The 19,397-nt window shown below is 67.9% G+C and carries 19 protein-coding genes; 13 read left to right on the top strand and 6 right to left on the bottom strand.

What is annotated here, in order from left to right; genetic code table 11:
- Nucleotides 1–10: 10 nt before the first annotated feature.
- From J2852_RS02875 to J2852_RS02855, 5 genes are all read left to right on the top strand, one after another.
- Complete coding sequence (locus tag J2852_RS02875) at nucleotides 11–2,776, top strand: MGH1-like glycoside hydrolase domain-containing protein (protein ID WP_209870582.1); 2,766 nt, start codon at nucleotides 11–13, stop codon at nucleotides 2,774–2,776.
- 36 nt (nucleotides 2,777–2,812) lie between these two features.
- A complete protein-coding gene (locus tag J2852_RS02870; protein ID WP_209870579.1) occupies nucleotides 2,813–3,184 on the top strand; it encodes a hypothetical protein in 372 nt (123 codons plus the stop codon).
- Between the two features lie 16 nt (nucleotides 3,185–3,200).
- The gene (locus J2852_RS02865) at nucleotides 3,201–4,325 is read left to right on the top strand and encodes an AI-2E family transporter (protein ID WP_209870576.1); all 1,125 of its coding nucleotides are present in this window, start codon (nucleotides 3,201–3,203) and stop codon (nucleotides 4,323–4,325) included.
- A gap of 73 nt (nucleotides 4,326–4,398) precedes the next feature.
- Complete coding sequence (locus J2852_RS02860) at nucleotides 4,399–5,022, top strand: hypothetical protein (protein WP_209870573.1); 624 nt, start codon at nucleotides 4,399–4,401, stop codon at nucleotides 5,020–5,022.
- 63 nt (nucleotides 5,023–5,085) lie between these two features.
- The gene (locus tag J2852_RS02855) at nucleotides 5,086–6,345 is read left to right on the top strand and encodes a patatin-like phospholipase family protein (protein WP_209870571.1); all 1,260 of its coding nucleotides are present in this window, start codon (nucleotides 5,086–5,088) and stop codon (nucleotides 6,343–6,345) included.
- Nucleotides 6,346–6,384: 39 nt separating this feature from the next.
- On the opposite strand, the gene J2852_RS02850 is transcribed toward J2852_RS02855, so the two are convergent.
- Nucleotides 6,385–6,771: a hypothetical protein gene (locus J2852_RS02850; RefSeq protein WP_209870568.1), complete on the bottom strand. Its 387-nt coding sequence runs from the start codon at nucleotides 6,769–6,771 to the stop codon at nucleotides 6,385–6,387.
- Between the two features lie 395 nt (nucleotides 6,772–7,166).
- Between J2852_RS02850 and J2852_RS02845 the strand changes: the two genes are divergently transcribed.
- From J2852_RS02845 to J2852_RS02815, 7 genes are all read left to right on the top strand, one after another.
- Nucleotides 7,167–7,568 (top strand): Rap1a/Tai family immunity protein, encoded by a 402-nt coding sequence (locus J2852_RS02845; protein ID WP_209870565.1) that lies wholly within the window; start codon nucleotides 7,167–7,169, stop codon nucleotides 7,566–7,568.
- Between the two features lie 70 nt (nucleotides 7,569–7,638).
- Nucleotides 7,639–7,935 (top strand): glycine zipper family protein, encoded by a 297-nt coding sequence (locus tag J2852_RS02840; protein ID WP_209870563.1) that lies wholly within the window; start codon nucleotides 7,639–7,641, stop codon nucleotides 7,933–7,935.
- 28 nt (nucleotides 7,936–7,963) lie between these two features.
- Nucleotides 7,964–9,091 carry an MlaE family ABC transporter permease gene (locus J2852_RS02835; protein ID WP_209870561.1) on the top strand — a complete coding sequence of 376 codons (1,128 nt, stop codon included), beginning with the start codon at nucleotides 7,964–7,966 and terminating at the stop codon, nucleotides 9,089–9,091.
- A gap of 9 nt (nucleotides 9,092–9,100) precedes the next feature.
- A complete protein-coding gene (locus J2852_RS02830) occupies nucleotides 9,101–9,910 on the top strand; it encodes an ABC transporter ATP-binding protein (RefSeq protein ID WP_209870558.1) in 810 nt (269 codons plus the stop codon).
- Between the two features lie 30 nt (nucleotides 9,911–9,940).
- Nucleotides 9,941–10,954, top strand: coding sequence for an MlaD family protein (locus J2852_RS02825; RefSeq protein ID WP_209870555.1), 1,014 nt, complete (start codon nucleotides 9,941–9,943; stop codon nucleotides 10,952–10,954).
- 5 nt (nucleotides 10,955–10,959) lie between these two features.
- Complete coding sequence (locus J2852_RS02820) at nucleotides 10,960–11,580, top strand: PqiC family protein (RefSeq protein WP_209870553.1); 621 nt, start codon at nucleotides 10,960–10,962, stop codon at nucleotides 11,578–11,580.
- 123 nt (nucleotides 11,581–11,703) lie between these two features.
- The gene (locus J2852_RS02815) at nucleotides 11,704–12,582 is read left to right on the top strand and encodes a DMT family transporter (RefSeq protein WP_209870550.1); all 879 of its coding nucleotides are present in this window, start codon (nucleotides 11,704–11,706) and stop codon (nucleotides 12,580–12,582) included.
- On the opposite strand, the gene J2852_RS02810 is transcribed toward J2852_RS02815, so the two are convergent.
- Both J2852_RS02810 and J2852_RS02805 read right to left on the bottom strand, forming a co-directional pair.
- Entirely contained in the window at nucleotides 12,583–13,608 is a 1,026-nt protein-coding gene (locus J2852_RS02810) for a Gfo/Idh/MocA family protein (protein ID WP_209870547.1), read from the bottom strand.
- Nucleotides 13,605–15,074, bottom strand: a complete 1,470-nt coding sequence (locus J2852_RS02805) for a mannitol dehydrogenase family protein (protein ID WP_209870543.1) — start codon at nucleotides 15,072–15,074, stop codon at nucleotides 13,605–13,607. The genes J2852_RS02810 and J2852_RS02805 overlap by 4 nt, the downstream gene beginning before the upstream one ends.
- A 255-nt stretch (nucleotides 15,075–15,329) precedes the next feature.
- On the opposite strand from J2852_RS02805, the gene J2852_RS02800 reads away from it, so the two are divergent.
- Nucleotides 15,330–15,515 carry a hypothetical protein gene (locus tag J2852_RS02800; RefSeq protein ID WP_209870541.1) on the top strand — a complete coding sequence of 62 codons (186 nt, stop codon included), beginning with the start codon at nucleotides 15,330–15,332 and terminating at the stop codon, nucleotides 15,513–15,515.
- Nucleotides 15,516–15,561: 46 nt separating this feature from the next.
- Here J2852_RS02800 and amaB read toward each other — a convergent pair whose 3' ends face one another.
- The 3 genes from amaB to J2852_RS02785 all read right to left on the bottom strand — a co-directional run bounded on the left by amaB (nucleotide 15,562) and on the right by J2852_RS02785 (nucleotide 19,276).
- Nucleotides 15,562–17,061 carry an L-piperidine-6-carboxylate dehydrogenase gene (amaB, locus tag J2852_RS02795; RefSeq protein ID WP_209870539.1) on the bottom strand — a complete coding sequence of 500 codons (1,500 nt, stop codon included), beginning with the start codon at nucleotides 17,059–17,061 and terminating at the stop codon, nucleotides 15,562–15,564.
- A gap of 21 nt (nucleotides 17,062–17,082) precedes the next feature.
- Nucleotides 17,083–18,741, bottom strand: coding sequence for a thiamine pyrophosphate-binding protein (locus tag J2852_RS02790; RefSeq protein WP_209870536.1), 1,659 nt, complete (start codon nucleotides 18,739–18,741; stop codon nucleotides 17,083–17,085).
- A 109-nt stretch (nucleotides 18,742–18,850) separates the two neighbouring features.
- The gene (locus J2852_RS02785) at nucleotides 18,851–19,276 is read right to left on the bottom strand and encodes an Lrp/AsnC family transcriptional regulator (protein ID WP_343206669.1); all 426 of its coding nucleotides are present in this window, start codon (nucleotides 19,274–19,276) and stop codon (nucleotides 18,851–18,853) included.
- Nucleotides 19,277–19,397 lie beyond the last annotated feature (121 nt).

Raw genomic sequence — 19,397 nt, 5'->3', positions numbered from 1 at the left:
GGAGGGGGGAATGCCTGATCGGGGGGAACGGCTGGAAAGCGGTCGGACGGCCGAGCATGCGCGGCTTGAGCAGGCGCGCGAACAGGGCATCCCCTGGAAGAAATGGGGACCCTACCTCAGCGAGCGGCAGTGGGGAACCGTGCGCGAGGACTACAGCGAACACGGCGACGCCTGGAACTACGTCCCGCACGACCACGCCCGCTCCCGCGCCTACCGGTGGGGCGAGGACGGCCTTGCCGGCATTTCCGACGACCGCCAGCGGCTCTGCTTTGCGCTGGCGCTGTGGAACGGGCGCGATGCCATTCTCAAGGAACGGCTGTTCGGGCTGACCAACAGCGAAGGCAACCACGGCGAGGATGTGAAGGAATACTACTACTACCTCGACAGCACGCCGACCCACTCCTACATGAAGTATCTGTACAAGTATCCGCAGGCGGCCTTCCCCTACAGCGACTTGGTCGAAACAAACCGCCGGCGGAGCCGCCAGGAATTCGAATACGAGCTGATCGAAACCGGTGTGTTCGACCAGAACCGCTATTTCGACGTGTTCGTAGAATATGCCAAGGCGTCCCCGGAACGCATCCTGATGGCGATCACGGTCTTCAACCGAGGCCCGGAAACGGCGGACCTGCATGTCCTGCCGACGCTGTGGTGGCGCAACCAGTGGTCACGGGACGACGGCTCGGAGGACGCGGAGCGCAAACCGTCTCTCCGCGAGGCCGCGCGGGGCCGCGGCATCGCCGCCCTCGACCCCGAGGAGGGGGAAAAGGCGCTGCACTGCGAGGGCGATCCGGAGTTGCTGTTCACCGAGAACGAGACCAACCGGCAACGGCTGTTCGGCGCCCCGAACCGCACCCCCTACGTCAAGGACGGCATCGACGCCTGTATCGTCCACGGACAGGCGGAGGCGGTGAATCCGGAGAGGACGGGCACCAAGGCGGCGGCCCACTATCGCCTGACGCTTGGCCCCGGCGAGAGCCGGACCATCCGCCTGCGCCTCGACCTGGACGGCGCCGCCCCGGCGACGGAAAACGAGGACGTCTTCGGCGCCGCTTTCACCGATCTGTTCGACGCCCGCCGGCAGGAGGCCGACGCTTTCTACGCGGCCATCACCCCGCCGTCCTTCAACGCGGACGAAATGCTGGTGTACCGTCAGGCGCTGGCCGGCATGCTGTGGAGCAAGCAGTATTACGAATACGACGTCGGCACCTGGCTGACGCAGCACGGGGCCAACCCCTTCGCGGCGGCGCACCGGGCCGGGCCGCGCAACAACCAGTGGCACCACATGCACAACGCCGACATCGTGTCGATGCCGGACAAGTGGGAATATCCCTGGTATGCGGCCTGGGATCTGGCCTTCCACGTCACCGCCCTGACGCTGGTCGATCCCGATTTCGGCAAGCAGCAGCTGGAGCTGATGCTGCGCGAGCGCTACCTGCACCCCAACGGGCAGATCCCGGCCTATGAGTGGAACTTCGGCGACGTGAACCCGCCGGTCCACGCCTGGTCCACCATCTTCACCTACCGGCTGCTGAAGTCGCGCGATCGCGAGGCGGATCATCACTGGCTGGAACAGACCTTCCACAAGCTGCTGCTGAACTTCACCTGGTGGGTCAACCGCAAGGACCGCGAGGGAAAGAACATCTTCGAGGGCGGTTTCCTCGGCCTCGACAACATCGGCGTGTTCGACCGCAGCGCGCCGCTGCCGACCGGCGGCCATCTGGAACAGGCGGACGGCACCGCCTGGATGGCGCTCTACTGCCTGAACATGCTGGAGATCGCGGCGGAGCTGACGAAGACCGATCCGCTCTACGCCGACATGGCCGTCAAGTTCACGGAGCATTTCCTGTGGATCGCGTCGGCGATGACCCGCATCGGCGACGACACCGGCATGTGGGACGAGGAGGACGGCTTCTTCTACGACGTGTTGCGGCTGCCGGACGGGCGGGCCGAGCGTCTGAAGGTCCGTTCGCTGGTGGGGCTGCTGCCGCTGTGCGCGACCTGCGTGTTCGACGGCGAGGTCCTGGCGAAGCATCCGGAGGTCGCGGCGCGCTTCCACGCCTTCCTGGCGCAACGTCCGGAACTGCTGGGGGCCATGCACGATCCCCGGCGGACCGGCGTCGAGGGCCGGCGGCTGGGCGCGATCCTGAACGAGACCCGCTTGCGCCGCGTCCTCGCGCGCATGCTGGACGAAGGGGAATTCCTCAGCCCCTACGGCATCCGGTCGCTGTCCCGGCACCACGCCGACCACGCTTACGTCTTCAATGTCGGGGGCCAGGACTTCCGGGTGCCCTATCTGCCGGCGGAATCCGACAGCGGCATGTTCGGCGGCAACTCGAACTGGCGCGGGCCGATCTGGATGCCGGTCAACGCGCTGATCGTTCGCGGCCTGCTGGAATATTACGCCTATTTCGGAAACGACTTCCTCATCGAATGCCCGACCGGATCGGGCCGGATGATGAACCTCTACGAGGTCGCCAAGGAAATATCGCGGCGTCTGGAAAGCATCTTCCTGCGCAACGAAAACGGCAACCGACCGGTGTTCGGCGGCGTGGAGACGTTCCAGAAGGATCCGCACTGGAACGACTGCGTCCTGTTCTACGAATACTTCCACGGCGACATCGGTGCCGGGATCGGGGCGAGCCACCAGACCGGCTGGACCGGGGTCGTCGCCCGTCTCATGCAGTTTTTCGCGACGACCACGGCGGAAGGGTATCTCGGCGGCGGGAAGGGCGCCTACGCCGCAACGTCGGTCAAGCAGGACCAGAACGCGTGACGCCGTGCCGCTTTTCTCAAGGAAACGAGGTGCATCATGACACCGACATCGCGCAGGCTGACGGTCACCGCCCTCTTCTTATGCATTCTGGGCGCGTCCGCGCCGGCCTTCGCGCAGTTCGCCTTCCTCTTCGGTGGGCGCGGCGGCACCGACTTCACATCGGAGGACTGGAGCATGTTCTCCGACGCCATGCGCAAGGTGCTGGACGAGGGGGAAACCGGCAGCCGGGGCGACTGGAGCAACCCCAAGACCGGCTTTCGCGGCGACATGATGGTCGAAGGCGCCTATGAGCGCGACGGCCTGTCCTGCCGCCACGTCCGGTTCAACATCATGCGCGCGCAGAACCAAGTCCCTTACCGGATGAACTTCTGCAAGACCGACCGGGGCACCTGGGCCATCGCACCCTGAACAGGGGACAAACGTCATGGCGGACTTCATTCACGACCGATTCATGCCGCGCGCCGACGCATCGGAATCTCCGGAACGGTACGAGATGAGCTATGTCCGCAAGGCGCTCGTCCTGTCCATGCTCATGGTTCTGCTGGTCGGCTGCTTCGTCGTGCTGCGCCCCTTCATCGCGGCGATCCTGTGGGCCATCATCCTGTCCTTCAGCACATGGCCGCTGCACGCACGGTTGGAACGGGCGCTCGGCGGCCGGACGACGCTGTCGGCGGCCATCATGACGCTGCTGGTCATGACGCTGCTGGTCGGCCCTCTCGTCGTGCTGGGGGTCAAGCTGTCGGAAAGCGTTCTCCAGGTCTTTGAATCGGCGCACACGGCGATGGACCGGGGCCTTCCGCCTCTGCCGGGCTGGCTGGCCGGCGTCCCGGTCCTCGGCGACCGCCTGCAGGAGATCTGGGGCGCGTTGATGACCGGCGAGGCCAATTTGCGCACGATGCTTCTGCCCTATGTCGGACGGGTTCGCGATTGGGTTCTGGCGACCGGTGGAAACCTTCTCTCCGGAACGTCGCTGATCGCGGTCAGTGTCCTGATCGCCTTCTTCCTTTATCGCGACGGCCGCGCCGCCGTGCACCGGCTGCGCAGCGTCATGGGGAGGATCGCCGGAATGCGCGCCCGGCAATCCCTGGACGTCGCGGCCGAAACGATCAACGGCGTCGTTCATGGCGTGCTCGGCACCGCGCTGGTCCAGGCCATCGCCGCGACGGTGGGCTATTGGATCGCCGGCCTTCCCGGCGCCTTCTTCCTCGGCTTCATCACCTTCTTCCTGACGCTGATACCGATGGGGCCGGCGGTGATCTGGCTGCCCGCCGCGATCTGGCTGGCCGCCCAGGGGCGCACGGGGATGGCGATCTTCCTGGTGGCCTGGGTCGGCCTGCTGGTCGGGAGCCTCGACAACATCCTGCGCCCGATCCTGATCGGCCGAAGCAGCGACCTTCCCTTCATCGTGATTTTCCTCGGAATCGTCGGCGGCCTCATCGCCTTTGGACTGATCGGCATCTTCCTCGGCCCGACGCTGCTTGCCGTGGCCTACGGCCTGATCCGGGAATGGAGCGGTGGCAACGAGCCGGGCGATGCCGTGGCCGAATAGGCGTCAGTCGCACCCCGAAGGGAAATGCCCAAAGAAAAATGCGGAGCAGCGTGTGCAAAAACAGGAGAACAGCATGAAACCCTGCGCAGCTTTCCCGACCTTTTCCATCGCGGCGGCTCTCGTTCTTTGCGGGGCGCTTGCCGTGCCAGCCATCCAGCCCTCGCCGGCGGCCGCACAGACCCGGCAGACCCTGACCAACATCGTGCCGGGTGACGCCGCCGTCACGATCCACGCCAAGATCACCGCCATCGACCCGGCCAAGCGGCAGGTGACGCTCACCGGACGGTCGCGCACGCCGGTCACCGTCACGGCCGGGCCTGACGTCCGCCTTGAAATGCTGAAGGTTGGGGACGTCGTCGATGCCCAGTACTACCGCTCCGTCGCGTTCCTGATTTCCGAGCCCGGCGAAAGCGTGCCCGAGGATTCGATCCGGCAGACCATCGCGCGGCCGGCCGAGGCACCGGGCGGGGTCGGCGTCCAGACGACGATGATCAGCGGGCTGGTGGTCGGCATCGACCTCGCCTCGCACAGCGTCGATCTCGTCAGTCCGCAGGGCGGCGAGGTCGTCACCGTCACCGTCACGGACCCGGTCCGGCAGGCCAAGCTTCCCTCGCTGAAGGTCGGCGACACCATCACCGCCGTGGTCAGCGAAGCGCTTGCCGTGTCGATCCAGCCGTCAGCCAAGAGCTGGTTCTGAGCGTCTGCCCCGAGAGGTTGAAACATGCGACCTTTGCAGCCTGCACCGAAACGTCGCGCTGCCATGACGGCCCTGGCGGGCTTGCTGTTCGCCGTGCTTGGCATCGCGGGCTGCTCGTCGCCCACCCGCCTCGAAGCGGTGCCCGCCGGCATCCAGGCGAAAGCCAGCGTCGAGGGCATGCCCGATGTCCGCTATTGGGCGGATGGCGATAGCAGCGAGTTCCTGCGCGACGGCCTTGAGACCGTGCGCCGCGAGCGGGACCTGCTTCAGCAGGCGGGCCACCGGGGACCGCTTCCCCCGGCGGATTTCCTGGCGATTTCGGGCGGCGGCGAGGATGGCGCCTTCGGTGCCGGCCTGCTGGTGGGCTGGACGGCGGCGGGAACGCGGCCCCGCTTCAAGGGGGTCACCGGCATCAGCACCGGGGCGCTGATCGCGCCCTTCGCGTTTCTGGGGCCGGAATACGACGACAAGCTGAAGGAGGTCTACACGACCATCACGGGCAAGGACATTCTCGAACAGCGCGGCTTCATGGCCGCCATTAACAACGACGCCATGGCGGACACCGCGCCGTTGAGGAAGCTGGTCCGGCGGATCTTCGATCAGAACATGCTCGACGCCATCGCGGCCGAACACGAGAAAGGCCGCATGCTGCTCATCGGCACCACCAACCTCGACGCGCGCCGCCCGGTCATCTGGAACGTGACCAAGATCGCGGCCACCCACAATCCGCAGGCGCTTGAACTGGTCCAGACTCTGCTGGTGGCCTCGGCCGCCATTCCGGGGGCGTTCCCGCCCGTCATGATCGACGTCGCGGCGGATGGACGCAAGTTCGAGGAAATGCATGTGGACGGCGGCGCCACGGCGCAGGTGTTCGTCTATCCCCCCAGCCTGAACCTGCGGACGGAAGCGCAGCAGGCGGGGATCACGCGCCAGCGGCGGCTGTTCGTCATCCGCAACGCGCGGCTCGATCCGGACTGGGCGCAGGTCGAGCGCCAGACGCTGAGTATCGCGAACCGGGCCGTCTCGTCGCTGATTCAGACGCAGGGGGTGGGGGATCTGTACCGCATCTACATCACCACGCAGCGCGACGGCATCGACTTCAACCTCGCCTACATCCCCGAGACCTTCAAGACCCCGCTGAAGGAGCCGTTCGACCCGGTCTACATGAAGGAGCTGTTCAAGGTCGGTTACGACCTGGCGGTCAACGGCTATCCCTGGGCCAAGACCCCGCCCGGCTATGCCGCGCCGGAAATCGAACCGCCGGTTCCGGCGCGAGCCGCCAAGGCCGTGAAGGAGAAGAGGCGCGGGGCGGTAGCATACTGACGTTTGGAAAGGGCGGGCGACCTCGGCGCCCGCACTTTCCTACCACCAGTGGGGCATGCCCTGCATGCGGCAATTGCCCGTCGTATAGGTCTGCTCGTAACCGCACATGCTGTCAAAGTTCATCACTACATAGCCGCCGCAGTTCGGGTTGTAATAACGCGCCCGATAGCCGGACGGGATGGTGACGCCGCTGCGGATTTCCGACGGCATGCCGCGGGTCACCGCGTTGGCCAGCCCCATCGCGCTGAGGCGTTCGGTCGCCGCCTGCTCGCATTTTTGAGGCAGGGTGGCGAGCGGCGCATCCTGGGCCCGCGCGGGGGACAGGCCACCGAGCACGACCGCACCGAGCACGACCGCCAAGGTGCCGATCATCACGCGCGTTGCGTGCTTGTTCGTCGTTTCCGTTTGTACGCCTTCGTTCGCCATCTCCGATGCCCTCCCTCATGGCTCTTTAAAAAATGGCCCGGATCAGCTTGCGCCCGGCATCGGCAGGTCTTGAAGTGTGCAACCGTTGGTCCCGTTACGGTAACGAACCGCATCAGGCGGACATCGTCCAACAAATGCAGGCGTGCCCTAATGTTCGCGGCGGAAGAGTTACGGTAGCAGGGGGTGCGCGGGGTGGAATGATACTTCCAATTCTCCACCCGTGCGCGGATCAATAGTCTCAGGACTCCATGACTCATCACCATCAACGGCGTGATGACCGAATGGTGCCGCACGCGAAGAGTGTGCAAGGCGATTTCCGATTTGGGGATTCCCTTGCGTCGTCCTTTTTAAAGCGCCGCGTGCAAAGCCGGCTTCGACAATGTCGGGAGCACACGATGAAACAGCGAACCAAGCTTGCTCTTGCGGCCATCATCACCGCCGCAGCCACCTCGACCGTCGGCGCGCAGACGGTGCCGACCCCCACGGAAACCAACTTTCAGGTCCGGACGACGGGCGATCTCATACGGCTGTGCGAGGCTTCGCCGACCGATCCGACCGGCATCGCGGCGCTGCATTTCTGCCACGGCTTCGCCGTCGGCGCCTACCAGTACCACCAGATCGCGGCGGCGGCCGAAGGCAAGCGCCGGTTGATCTGCGCGCCGAACCCGCCGCCCTCGCGCAACGAGGCCATCGCGGCCTTCGTCGCCTGGGCGAAGCAGAATCCCAATCAGATGAACACGCCTCCGGTGGAAGGGATGTTCCGCTTCCTGGCGCAGCGCTACCCCTGCCAGGGCTGAGCGCGGCGCCAGACCATCTTTCATCCGCCATCCTCCACCCGACCAGAGGCCAACCAAGATGGGCACGGACATGACGCTCAAACACATCGTTCGGGTCGCCGCCCTGGCGCTTCCCCTTGCCGCCTGCTCCGACATGTCGGCGACGCAGCAGCGGGCCCTCACCGGCACGACCGGCGGTGCGGCCGGCGGTGCGCTGATCGGGGCCATCGCCGGCAACGCCGGCATGGGTGCCGCCATCGGCGCCGGCGCCGGCCTGGCCGGCGGCCTGCTCTACGACTACCACAAGAAGACCGAGGCTTCGGCCTACGAGCGCGGCGTGCAGCAGGGGTCGCAATCCCAGAAGAGCCGGAGTTCCTCGGGCTATTGACGGTCGTTCCGGGGATCAGGATGACGCCATGCTTGCACCCGTGCGCCTGGAAACGCCCGACGACCGGACCCTGGCGGTTCTCTGCACCGGCGATTGGGTCGTGCGGCACGGTATGCCGTCCGTGGCGGAGGCGGCGATGTTCCTGGACGGCCGCCCGTCCCTGAACCACGTCGCGGTCCAAGCCCCCGGCCTCGGCCGCTGGGACTCCTCCCTGGTCTCCTACGTCGCGGCTCTGGAATCGCTGTGCCGGACGCGGAACATCGCGTTCGACAAGGCGGACCTGCCGCCCGGCGTCCGGCGGCTGGTCGATCTGGCGCTGGCCGTGCCGGAAAAGACCGGAACGGGCCGCGCCGGGGCGGGCAAATCCCCGCTCGTCCTGGTGGGCGAGGCGACCTTGCGCGCCTGGAAGGGATGGCAGGGCACGCTGGCCTTCCTGGGTGAGGCGACCCTGGCCTTTCTCCGCCTGCTCGCCGGAAAGGCCCGCTTCCGCAGGTCCGACCTGATGCTGACCATTCAGGAATGCGGGGCGGAGGCGCTGGCCATCGCGTCGGTCATTTCGCTGCTGGTCGGCTTGATTCTCGCCTTCGTCGGCGCGGTGCAGCTGCGCACCTTCGGGGCGGAGATCTACGTGGCGAACCTCGTCACCGTCGCGATGACCCGCGAGATGGCGGCGATCATGACCGCCATCGTGCTGGCCGGGCGAACCGGGGCGGCCTTTGCAGCACAACTCGGCACCATGCAGGCGAACGAGGAGATCGACGCGCTGACCACGCTGGGCGTCTCGCCCGTCGATTTCCTGGTGCTGCCGCGCATGCTGGCCCTGATGCTGATGATGCCGCTGCTCTACCTCTATTCGGCCTTCGCCGGCATGTTCGGCGGGTTTCTGGTCGGCATCGGGATGCTGGACCTGACCGGCACCGTCTATCTGGAACAGACACGCGCCAGCTTCACCTTCTCCGACTTCTTCATCGGCTGGGGCAAGAGCGTTCTGTTCGGCGCGCTGGTCGCCATTGCCGGCTGCATGCGCGGGATCCAGTCGGGACGCAGCGCGGCGGCGGTGGGCAACGCCGCGACCTCGGCCGTGGTGACCGCGCTGGTCTACATTATCATCAGCGACGCGGTGCTGGCCGTGCTGCTCAACATCGTCGGGCTGTAGGAGGGCGCCATGGAACCGCTCCCCCAAGCTCCACCAAATCCCCCGCCACATCCCCCGCCGGAACCGCGCATCGTCGTCCGCGACCTGGAGATGGCGTTCGGCTCCTACGTCGTGCAGCGCAACGTCAGCTTCACCGTCCGGCGTGGCGAGATCTTCGTCATCATGGGCGACAGCGGCTGCGGCAAGAGCACCATGCTGAAGCACATGATCGGGCTGAACCGGCCGGCGCGCGGCGACGTCCTCTACGACGGCGAGAGCTTCTGGACCGTCGATTCCGACCAGCGGATGGCGATCAGCCGGCGCTTCGGCGTGCTGTTCCAGAGCGGCGCTCTGTGGAGTTCGATGACCCTGGCCGAGAACGTCGCGCTGCCGCTGGGGCTCTACACCCGGCTGGACGCCCGCGAGGTGACGGAGATGGTGGCTCTGAAGCTGGCGCTGGTCGGCCTGCGCGGCTTCGAGGAGTTTTACCCGTCGGAGATCAGCGGCGGCATGCGCAAGCGGGCCGGGCTCGCCCGCGCCATGGCGCTCGACCCCGACATCCTGTTCCTGGACGAGCCGTCCGCCGGCCTCGACCCGCTCAGCTCCCGCCGGCTGGACGATCTCATTCTGGAACTGCGGGACAATCTCGGCGCCACCGTGGTCATCGTGACCCACGAACTCGCCAGCATTTTCGCCATCGCCGACGACGCGGTGTTCCTGGACGCGGAAACGCGCACGGCCATCGCGCACGGCAATCCACGGACCCTGATCGACCATGCGGAAAGCCCGAAGGTGCGGGAGTTCCTACGCCGGGGCGCCACCGAACCGGCACCCGCCTGACGATTCCCGTGGACCGGAAGGAGGCACCCCATGGCAGCGCATGCAAATCCAAAGGTGGTCGGCGGCTTCGTCGTCGGTGCCGTGGTGTTGCTGGTCGCGACCGTCGCCCTGTTCGGCGGCGGCAACCTGTTCGCCAAGCGCCCGCGCGGCGGCGCCTATTTCCAGGGCTCGGTCGCCGGGCTGGAGGTGGGTGCGCCGGTGACCTACCTCGGCGTGCGGATCGGTGAGGTGAAGTCGATCCAGCTGGTCGCGGACAACACGACCCTGGCCGCGCGCATGCCGGTGGAGTTCGAGTTCGTTCCCGGCTCCGTCCGGTGGACCGACCGCCCGCTCCGCGCCGACGAGTTCAGACGGCTGGTCGACAAGGGGCTGCGGGCCAAGCTGGTGTCGCAGAGTCTGGTAACCGGCCTGCTGGCCATCGAACTCAGCTTCTATCCGGACACTCCGGCCACGCTGGTCGGCGGACTGCCCCCCAACGTGGTCGAGATCCCGTCGGTCCAGTCGGATCTGGAAACGCTGAAGCAGACGCTGGGCAACCTGCCCCTGGAGAAGATCGCCAGCTCGGCCGTTCAGGTTCTGGAACGCGTTGACGCTCTGCTCGGCGAACCGGAACTGAAGGCCTCCATCGTCGCCCTCGCCGGCGGGCTGCAACAGTTCGAGTCCCTCATGGCGACGGCGAACGACCAATCGAAGCCGCTGCTGGGCGACGTCGCCCGCATCACGAAGGAGACCGGGGACGCGCTGACCGCCTTGCAGACCGACCTGCAAGCGGCGGTCGGCGATCTGCGCGGTCTCATCACCACGGTCGATGGCGAGATCCGGCCGCTGAGCACCCGCGTGCAGGGAGCCGCAACTGCGGCGGAGAAGGCCATGCGGCAGGCCGACGCCACGCTGCGGACGGTCGATGCCGCGCTGGACCAGCGCTCTCCACTGCGCGGCAACCTGGAACAGACCCTCGCCAACCTGTCCGCCGCCTCGAAATCGCTGCGTTCCTTCGCCGACCAGCTCGACCGCAGACCGAACGTACTGATAACAGGACGGTGAACCTCATGCGCCCACCCGTACCGATCGCGCGTCGGCGTGTCCTGTGGGGTTTGCTGGCGGCAGCCTCTCTGTCCAGCTGCTCCAGCGCGCCGCAGCGCCTTTACGTCCTCACTCCGATGACGGGGGGCAGCGCGAAGAATTTTGGAAAGCGGTCGGTCGGTGTTCAGCCCGTTGTTATGCCAGAGTATCTCGACCGTCCGGAAATCGTGTCCTATGCCGGTCCTCACGAGCTTGCGGCGAACCGCGACGACCGGTGGGCCGAACGGCTGCCGGCCAACATCACGCGGGTGCTGGCGGAAAACCTGTCCATCCTCCTGGGTTCGGATCGCGTCGATGTCCTGCCGTCCCGGCGCAACGACCGCCACGATTACGAAGTCACCGTCGAGTTCGACCGCTTCGAGCAAACCGTCTCCGGCGACAGCGTTCTCGAAGCCCATTGGACCATCCAGAACGGTACGACGGAAAAGGTGCTCGTCCGGGAGAAAACCCGCCTGGCGAACCGTGTGCCGGGGAGCGGCTACGCCCCGGTGGTCGCGGCCATGAACGACAATCTGACGGTGCTGAGCCGCGACATCGCGGCGGCGCTCGAAAAGCTGTCGAAGAGCGGCCACAACCGGACGGGTTGAGGTCGGGCGACGTGAACGCCGCGCCGGGGGCGTGCCATGCAGGGATGTCGCTTGTCCTTGGTACGCTGATATACCAGGGTGTCCCGCCGGTTTCGCCGGAGCGGACGAGGACCCCCACACATCATGAGCATGGCCGAGAAGACGTCCTCCGGGCGGGCTGGAATCGCCTGGATGACGGTGACCACCCTGCTGTTCGTCACCCAGGATGCGACGATGCGCGTCCTGACGCAGAGTTACCCGATCTTCGAGGTGGCCTGGGCGCGGTTTGCCGTGCACATGCTGTGGGCGCTCCTTCTCGTCGGGATCCCCTCGCCGCGGCTGATGGTGTCGAACCGGCCTGGATTGCAGCTCGCGCGTTCGGGGCTGCTGGTCGGCCTGACGCTGATCGTGGCGCTGTCGATCAGCCTGCTGCCCTTCGTGGACGTGGTGACCATCTCCAACGCGGCGCCGGTCGTGGTGACGGCCCTGTCCGTTCCGCTGCTGGGCGAGAGGGTGGGGTGGCGGCGCTGGATGGGTGTGCTCGCCGGGTTCATGGGGGCGCTGATGATTGTCGGGCCGGCCAGCATCACGTTCCAGTGGGCCATCCTCCTGCCGGTGTGCGCCACCTTCGCCAACGCGCTGTATCAGATCACCACGCGCCTCCTGAGCAGCGGCGATCAGCCCCTGACCACCTTCTTCTACACGGCTCTCGTCGGCACGGTGGTGTGCTCCCTGGCGCTGCCCTTCGTCTGGGTCACGCCGGATGCGACCGGCTGGGCGCTGATGCTGCTGATCGGGTCGGCCGGGGCTCTGAGCCACTTTTGCATGATCCGCGCCTACACGGCAGCACCCGCCGCGACGGTCGCCCCGTTCGGCTACACGACGCTGGTCTGGGCGCTGCTCTGCGGCGTCTTCATCTTCGGCGAGGTGCCCAGCCCCTCGACGCTGGCCGGCGGCCTCGTCATCGTCGGCAGCGGCCTTTACATCCTCTACCGCGAAAAGGTCCGCGTCCGCGAAGGCTGATCACAAGGTTACCGTCTCGCCGGTTTCGGCGGTGCGCAGCAGGGCTTCGATGAGGCGGTGAACCTTCAGCGCCTCGCGCCCGTCCACGCGGGGGCGGCGGCCCCGGTCCAGCGCGTCGAGGAAGTCGGACAGCACCGCCCGGTGATGCGCGTTGGAAAAGGCCATGGGATCGGCTCCGCCGCCCAGAGTCCCGCCCTCGCCGCCGTCCCGGATGGTCTCGCCGGATTTCCGGTGCACCTCCAGCCGGTCGCCGGACAGCAGGGCGGACCCTTCCGTGCCGGCGATCTCGATGCGCTCGGGGAAGCCGGGGTAGGCGACCGTCGTCGCGTCCAGGGTGGCCAGCATCCCGTTGCCGTAGCGCAGCGCCGCCGCGACCACATCCTCCGTGTCGATGCGGCGCAGCGGGCTGGTCACCGCGTAGCCGGCGATCTCGCGGGGCAGGCCGAGCAGGCCGACGAACAGGTCCAGCGTGTGGATGGCCTGGGTCAGAAGCACGCCGCCGCCGTCGCGCGCCTTCATCCCACGTCCTGGCTGGGCGTAGTAGGCGTCGTCGCGCCACCAGCGGATGGCGACCGAGGCGGACAGCGGCTCGCCCAGCGCGCCCGTCCGCAGCAGCGCCGACAGCCGCTCGGCGGCGGGGCGGAAGCGGTGTTGCAGCACGACGCCCAGCGTCAGCCCGGCCGCCTCCATGCTGTGAACGACGGCGCGGGCGCCCTCCGGCGTGGCGTCCAGCGGCTTTTCCAGCAGGACATGCTTGCCGGCGACGGCGCAGCGGGCGACCAGCTCCGCGTGCGTGTCGGGCGGCGTCAGCACCAGCAGGGCGGTCACGGTGGGATCGCCCAGCAGGTCGTCCAGCCGCTCCACCACCGGCAGCCCGTGGCGCCGGGCGAAGGCGGCGCGGCGTTCGGCGCTGGGGCTGAAGGCGCCGGCGACCTCGACCCGGTCCGCCAGATCCAGAAGGCTCTGCACGTGCGGGGCCGACGCCATGCCCAGCCCGATCACGCCGACGCGACGGCGTGTGGTCATGGCTGGGCCTCCACGGTGCGGCGGGCGCCATCGGCCAGCAGCCGGCCCAGCGCCTTTGTCACGGAGCCGGTGAAAGCGGGGTTGCCCGGCAGGTCGTCGCCGAACACCTCGCGCACGCCGAGCAGCGCGGGGGCGAGCGTTTCCGCCGACCGTCGGGCACCATCGGCCACGGCCTTCAAGCGGGCGGCCAGCGGGTCGCGCACGTCGATGGGCTGGCCCGTCTCGTCCTCGCCGGTGACGTAGCGCATCCAGCCCGCCACCCCCAGCGCCAGCCGGTCGATGGGGGCGCCGGCGGCCAGCCGGTCGCGGATGGTGCCGAGCAGCCGTTGCGGCAGCTTCTGCGTTCCGTCCATGGCGATCTGCCAGGTGCGGTGCTTCAGCGCCGGGTTGGCGAAGCGCTCCAGCAGCGCCGCCTTGTAGCGGTCGAGGTCGGCGCCCGGCGGGACGGGCAGGGTGGGCGTCACCTCCTCGTCCATCAGCCCGCGGATCAGCCGGGCGAAGGCCGGGTCGGCGACGGTCTCCGAAATGGTGGCGTAGCCGGCCAGATAGCCGAGGTAGGCCATGGTCGAATGGCTGGCGTTCAGCAGCCGCAGCTTCATGAACTCGTAGGGGCGGACGTCCTCGACCAACTGGGCGCCCTCCAGCTCCCACGCCGGGCGGCCGGTGGGGAAGCGGTCCTCGATGACCCACTGGGAGAAGGGCTCGGTCACCACCGGCCACGCGTCCTTCCAGCCGAGGTGCCGGGAGACGGCCTCGCGATCCTCGTCGGTGGTGGCGGGGACGATGCGGTCCACCATGCTGTTGGGGAAGGCCACATTGTCCTCCACCCAGCGGCCCAGGGCGGGATCGCGCAAGGAGGCGAAGCGGCGCAGGATGCCGGCGATGGTATCGCCGTTGCTCGGCAGGTTGTCGCAGGACAGCACCGTGAAGGGCGCCGTGCCCGCCCGCCGTCGCCGCTCCAGCGCCTCCGTCAGCAGGCCCGGCGCCGTCTCCGGCCGGTGCGGGTTGGCGAGGTCGTGGCGGATGCCCGGATGATCCTCGTTCAGCGCGCCGGTCGCCGGGTCGTGGCAGTAGCCCTTCTCGGTCACCGTCAGGGTGACGACGCGGACCGTCGGACGGGTCAGCCGTTCCAGCACCGCCTCCGGATCCTCGGGCGCCACCAGCACTTCGGTGACGGAGCCGACGACGCGCAGGTGTTCGCCCCCGGCATCGCGGACCGCCACGGTGTAGAGCCCGCCCTGCGGCGCCAGTGCGTCGTAGGTGTCGGGGCTGCGCAACGACACGCCCGTGATGCCCCAGGGGCCGAAATCTCGGTTCAGGGCGTCGTCGGTGTAGACGGCCTGATGCGCGCGGTGGAAGGCGCCTATGCCCAGATGGACGATGCCGATGGTCAGGCGGCTCCGGTCGTAGCGGGGCCGCGCGATGTCGGCGGGAAGGGTGGAAAGGCAGCCCGGATGCAGTCTCATGCCTCCCAGATCCTTTGTTCCTTTGGTGGTCCGCGCGTGGCGGCTTGTTTGAGTATTCTAGTATATCAAGCGCACGCGGCAAGCGCGATCCGGAAGCCGGGCGGATAAAGTTCCCGTCCTTAAGTCCGTATGCAGGAGGTCCAGGTACCCGAATTATCACGGGCCGGAAGCGCCAAACTGTCACATCCTGCGCGTAGGGTGCGGCCGCTGGGGAAAAGGCCGGCACCTTCCTGAACCACTGCAACGAGCACAGCAATGAACGGACTGCCCAAGCAGACGTGGCGCTTACGCGTTGCCGAACTACTCAACGATCCCATCGCCCAGGCGGTGCTTCGCCGCGACCGCCTGACTCACGATCAGGTTCTGGCGCAATTGACGCCGATTGCGGAGCACCTGCGCCGCAGCAATCCCAACACCCGGCTCCGTTCGGAAGCCGCATAACACACGAGGGAGAAGGGCCGCCCCGCATTCCGGGCGGCCCTTTCCTTTATCCCATCTCGAACTTGATGCCCTGCGCCAGCGGCAGGTTGTTCGAATAGTTCACCGTGGCGGTCTGCCGGCGCATGTAGGCCTTCCAGCTGTCCGACCCGGACTCGCGCCCGCCGCCGGTCTCCTTCTCACCGCCGAAGGCCCCGCCGATCTCCGCGCCCGACGGGCCGATGTTGACGTTGGCGATGCCGCAGTCGCTGCCCGCCGCCGACAGGAACCGCTCCGCTTCGCGGATGTCGGTGGTGAAGATGCAGGACGAAAGCCCCTGCGGCACCGCGTTCTGCAACGCGATGGCCTCTTCCAGGGTCTCATAGCCCAGCACGTAGAGGATCGGCGCGAAGGTCTCGTGCCGGACGATGTCGGTCTGCGCCGGCATCTCCACGATGGCGGGCTTCACGTAATAAGCGTCGGGGAAGCGGTCGGCCAGCGTGCGCTCGCCGCCGGTCACGGTGCCGCCGTAGGCCTTGGCCTGCTCCAGCGCGCGCTGCATGGCCTCGAATGCGCCCTTGTCGTTCAGCGGGCCGACCAGCACGCCGGATTCCAGCGGGTTGCCGATGGGCACCGAGCCGTAGGCCGACTTCAGGCGCGGCAGCAGCTTGTCGCGCACGTCCTTGTGGACGATCAGGCGGCGCAGCGTGGTGCAGCGCTGGCCGCAGGTGCCGACCGCCGCGAACAGGATGGCGCGCACCGCCATGTCGAGGTCGGCCGAGGGCGCGACGATCATCGCGTTGTTGCCGCCGAGTTCGAGGATCGACTTCCCGAACCGCTCCGCCACCTTCACGGCGACCTCGCGGCCCATGCGGGTGGAGCCGGTGGCCGACACGATGGGCACCAGCGGGTTGGCGACCAGCGCCTCGCCCACGTCGCGCCCGCCATTCACCACCTGCAAAAGATTGTCAGGCGCACCCCCAAACCGCTCCAGCGCGCGTTCGAAGATGCGCTGGCAGGCGAGCGCGGTCAGCGGGGTCTTTTCCGACGGCTTCCAGATCACCGGGTCGCCGCAGACCAGCGCCAGCGCCGCGTTCCATGACCACACCGCGACCGGGAAGTTGAAGGCGGAGATCACCGCGCAGGGGCCCATTGGATGCCAGGTCTCGCGCATGGCGTGGCCCGGCCGCTCCGACGCGATGGTCAGGCCGTAGAGCTGGCGCGACAGCCCGACCGCGAAGTCGCAGATGTCGATCATCTCCTGCACTTCGCCGAGGCCCTCTTGCAGGATCTTGCCCATCTCCAGGGTGACGAGCCGGCCCAGATCCTCCTTGGCGGCGCGCAGCTCCTCGCCCAGCAGGCGGACCAGCTCGCCGCGCCGGGGGGCGGGCACCTCGCGCCACGCCTCGAAGGCGCGCATGGACTTGGCGGCGATGTCCGGAATGGCCGAGGCCGGCGTCTCCGGCACGACGCCCAGCGGCGCGCCGTCGATGGGCGAACGGACGGCAATGCCCTGACCATTGGCGGAAAGCTCAAGGCCGAGGCGGGAGAGAAGATCGCGGTGCTGCATGGGGCGTGTCCTCGGTATGAATTAGCGCGGCCGGCCGGATGCCCGGATCTCGGACAGGGTCCGGCTCGGCGTCAGGGCCTCGGGGTCGAGCTTGATATGGAGAATGGCGGGCAAACCGGAAGCCTTGGCGCGCTGGAAGGCGGGGGCGAACTCCTCCGTGCGCTCCACCGTCTCGCCATGGCCGCCGTAGGCGCGGGCGAAGGCGGCGAAGTCCGGGTTGCGCAGCGCGGTGCCGGAAACGCGGCCGGGATACTCCCGCTCCTGGTGCATGCGGATGGTGCCGTACATGCCGTTGTCCACGACCAGCACGATGACGGCGGCCCCCTCCTGCACGGCGGTGCCGAACTCCAGGCCCGTCATCTGGAAGCAGCCGTCGCCGGCGAAGCACAGCACGTCGCGCTCCGGATGCGCCAGCTTGGCGGAAATCGCCGCCGGTAGCCCATAACCCATGGAGCCGCAGACCGGCGCCAGCTGCGTCCCGAACCGGGCGAAGCGCCAGAAGCGGTGAACCCAGGTCGCGTAGTTGCCGGCCCCGTTGGTCAGCACCGCGTCGTCGGGCAGGGTGTCGCGCAGCCACGCCATGACGCTGCCCATCTGCACCGCGCCGGGGATGGCGGTGGGCGGCTCGCTCCACGCCAGATAGGCCGCGTGTGCCGCCTCCGCCTGACCGTCCCACGCCGGGGCGGGCAGGGCGGACAGCCCGGCCACCGCGTCCAGAAAGGCGCCCGGCGTGGCGTTGACGGCGAGGTCCGGACGGTAGACGCGCCCAAGCTCCTCCGCGCCCGGATGGACGTGGATCAGCGTCTTGCCCGCCTCCGGAATGCCCAGCAGTTCATAGCTCTGCGACGGCACCTCGGAGAAGCGGCCGCCCAGCAGCAGGATCAGGTCGCTGTCCTTGACCAGCCCGACCAGCTTCGGGTTGATGCCCAGCCCGATGTCGCCCGCGTAGTTCGGGTGCGCGTGGTCGAACAGCATCTGCCGGCGGAAGGTGACGGCGACCGGCAGGTCGAACCGCTCGGCGAAGCCGCGCAGGCTGGCCACCGCCTCCGGCGACCAGCGGGAACCACCGGCGATCACCAGCGGGCGCTTGGCCCCGGCCAGCAGCCGCTCGAACTCGGCGACCTGCGCGGCGGTCGGCGCGCTCTCCACCGGCTCCGCCCGCCGCGCAACGGGAATGTCGGCGGTCTCCACCAGCATGTCCTCGGGCAGGGCCAGAACCACCGGGCCGGGGCGGCCGGACATGGCGGTGTGGAAGGCGCGGCTGATCATCTCCGGCACGCGGTCGGCGCTGTCGATCTCCGCCACCCACTTGGCCATGCCGCCGAACATCCGGGTGTAATCCACCTCCTGGAAGGCGTCGCGCCCGCGCATGCCGCGCTCGATCTGGCCGATGAACAGCACCATCGGCGTCGAATCCTGCTGCGCCACATGCACCCCGGCCGAGGCGTTGGTGGCGCCCGGCCCGCGCGTGACGAAGCAGACGCCGGGCCGCCCGGTCAGCTTGCCCTGCGCCTCCGCCATCATGGCCGCACCGCTCTCGTGGCGGGTGACGACGGTGCGGATGCTGGAATCGTGCAGCGCGTCCAGCACGGCGAGGAAGCTTTCGCCCGGCACACAGAACAGGCGCTCGACGCCCTGCGCCTCCAGCGCCTCGACGATCAACTGGCCTCCGGTCTTCATGGCGTCTTCGCCCCTCTCATGAATTTTCCTCCGAATGTGTCCGCTGGCGGGTCCGGCCGCAACCGACTTTCTTTCCAGGAGTCATGAGCTGGCGTCATGACCTCGGGGCTCAGCGTTCGAACTTCGTCGCCATGATGATGGAGGACATGGTGCGCTCGATCCCGTCGATGGCGCCGATGCGGTCGATCAGAGCGTCCATGTCCTCCATGGTCTCGGTGCGGATCACCGCGATCAGGTCCTGCGCCCCGCTGACCGCGTGCAGCGCCCGCACCTCCGGAATGCGCTTCAAGGCCTGCACCACGGCAGCGGTGTGTTTCGGCGACAGGCTGATGGAGACATGGGCGCGGATCAGCCGGCGCGCAAACGCGTCGGACAGCCGCACCGTGTAGCCGGCGATCAGCCCGCGTTCCTCCAGCCGCTGGATGCGGCTCTGCACCGTGCTGCGCGACACGCGCAGGCGGCGGGCCAGCGCGGCGGTCGGTTCCCGCGCGTTGTCCTGAAGCGCGTCGAGCAGCCGTTGGTCCAGCTCGTCCATCAGATCGCCACCCGTTTCGTCATTCCGCCATCGCGCAAGCGTCAATATGGCAGGTTGTGCGGTGCAAATCGACGGCCCGACCGATCAGATTCGAGGTGAATGGGATCAAATCAACGAGGGG

The organism is Azospirillum soli (assembly GCF_017876165.1).
GTDB lineage: Bacteria > Pseudomonadota > Alphaproteobacteria > Azospirillales > Azospirillaceae > Azospirillum > Azospirillum soli.
This window is presented reverse-complemented; position numbering and strand designations above follow the sequence as displayed.

What these genes read in the sequence shown, in the direction of transcription:
- J2852_RS02875 (WP_209870582.1), top strand. Translation starts at nt 11, where the DNA reads ATGCCTGATCGGGGGGAACGGCTGGAAAGCGGTCGGACGGCCGAGCAT.
- J2852_RS02870 (WP_209870579.1), top strand. Translation starts at nt 2,813, where the DNA reads ATGACACCGACATCGCGCAGGCTGACGGTCACCGCCCTCTTCTTATGC.
- J2852_RS02865 (WP_209870576.1), top strand. Translation starts at nt 3,201, where the DNA reads ATGGCGGACTTCATTCACGACCGATTCATGCCGCGCGCCGACGCATCG.
- J2852_RS02860 (WP_209870573.1), top strand. Translation starts at nt 4,399, where the DNA reads ATGAAACCCTGCGCAGCTTTCCCGACCTTTTCCATCGCGGCGGCTCTC.
- J2852_RS02855 (WP_209870571.1), top strand. Translation starts at nt 5,086, where the DNA reads ATGACGGCCCTGGCGGGCTTGCTGTTCGCCGTGCTTGGCATCGCGGGC.
- J2852_RS02850 (WP_209870568.1), bottom strand. Translation starts at nt 6,771, where the DNA reads ATGGCGAACGAAGGCGTACAAACGGAAACGACGAACAAGCACGCAACG.
- J2852_RS02845 (WP_209870565.1), top strand. Translation starts at nt 7,167, where the DNA reads ATGAAACAGCGAACCAAGCTTGCTCTTGCGGCCATCATCACCGCCGCA.
- J2852_RS02840 (WP_209870563.1), top strand. Translation starts at nt 7,639, where the DNA reads ATGACGCTCAAACACATCGTTCGGGTCGCCGCCCTGGCGCTTCCCCTT.
- J2852_RS02835 (WP_209870561.1), top strand. Translation starts at nt 7,964, where the DNA reads ATGCTTGCACCCGTGCGCCTGGAAACGCCCGACGACCGGACCCTGGCG.
- J2852_RS02830 (WP_209870558.1), top strand. Translation starts at nt 9,101, where the DNA reads ATGGAACCGCTCCCCCAAGCTCCACCAAATCCCCCGCCACATCCCCCG.
- J2852_RS02825 (WP_209870555.1), top strand. Translation starts at nt 9,941, where the DNA reads ATGGCAGCGCATGCAAATCCAAAGGTGGTCGGCGGCTTCGTCGTCGGT.
- J2852_RS02820 (WP_209870553.1), top strand. Translation starts at nt 10,960, where the DNA reads ATGCGCCCACCCGTACCGATCGCGCGTCGGCGTGTCCTGTGGGGTTTG.
- J2852_RS02815 (WP_209870550.1), top strand. Translation starts at nt 11,704, where the DNA reads ATGAGCATGGCCGAGAAGACGTCCTCCGGGCGGGCTGGAATCGCCTGG.
- J2852_RS02810 (WP_209870547.1), bottom strand. Translation starts at nt 13,608, where the DNA reads ATGACCACACGCCGTCGCGTCGGCGTGATCGGGCTGGGCATGGCGTCG.
- J2852_RS02805 (WP_209870543.1), bottom strand. Translation starts at nt 15,074, where the DNA reads ATGAGACTGCATCCGGGCTGCCTTTCCACCCTTCCCGCCGACATCGCG.
- J2852_RS02800 (WP_209870541.1), top strand. Translation starts at nt 15,330, where the DNA reads ATGAACGGACTGCCCAAGCAGACGTGGCGCTTACGCGTTGCCGAACTA.
- amaB (WP_209870539.1), bottom strand. Translation starts at nt 17,061, where the DNA reads ATGCAGCACCGCGATCTTCTCTCCCGCCTCGGCCTTGAGCTTTCCGCC.
- J2852_RS02790 (WP_209870536.1), bottom strand. Translation starts at nt 18,741, where the DNA reads ATGAAGACCGGAGGCCAGTTGATCGTCGAGGCGCTGGAGGCGCAGGGC.
- J2852_RS02785 (WP_343206669.1), bottom strand. Translation starts at nt 19,276, where the DNA reads ATGGACGAGCTGGACCAACGGCTGCTCGACGCGCTTCAGGACAACGCG.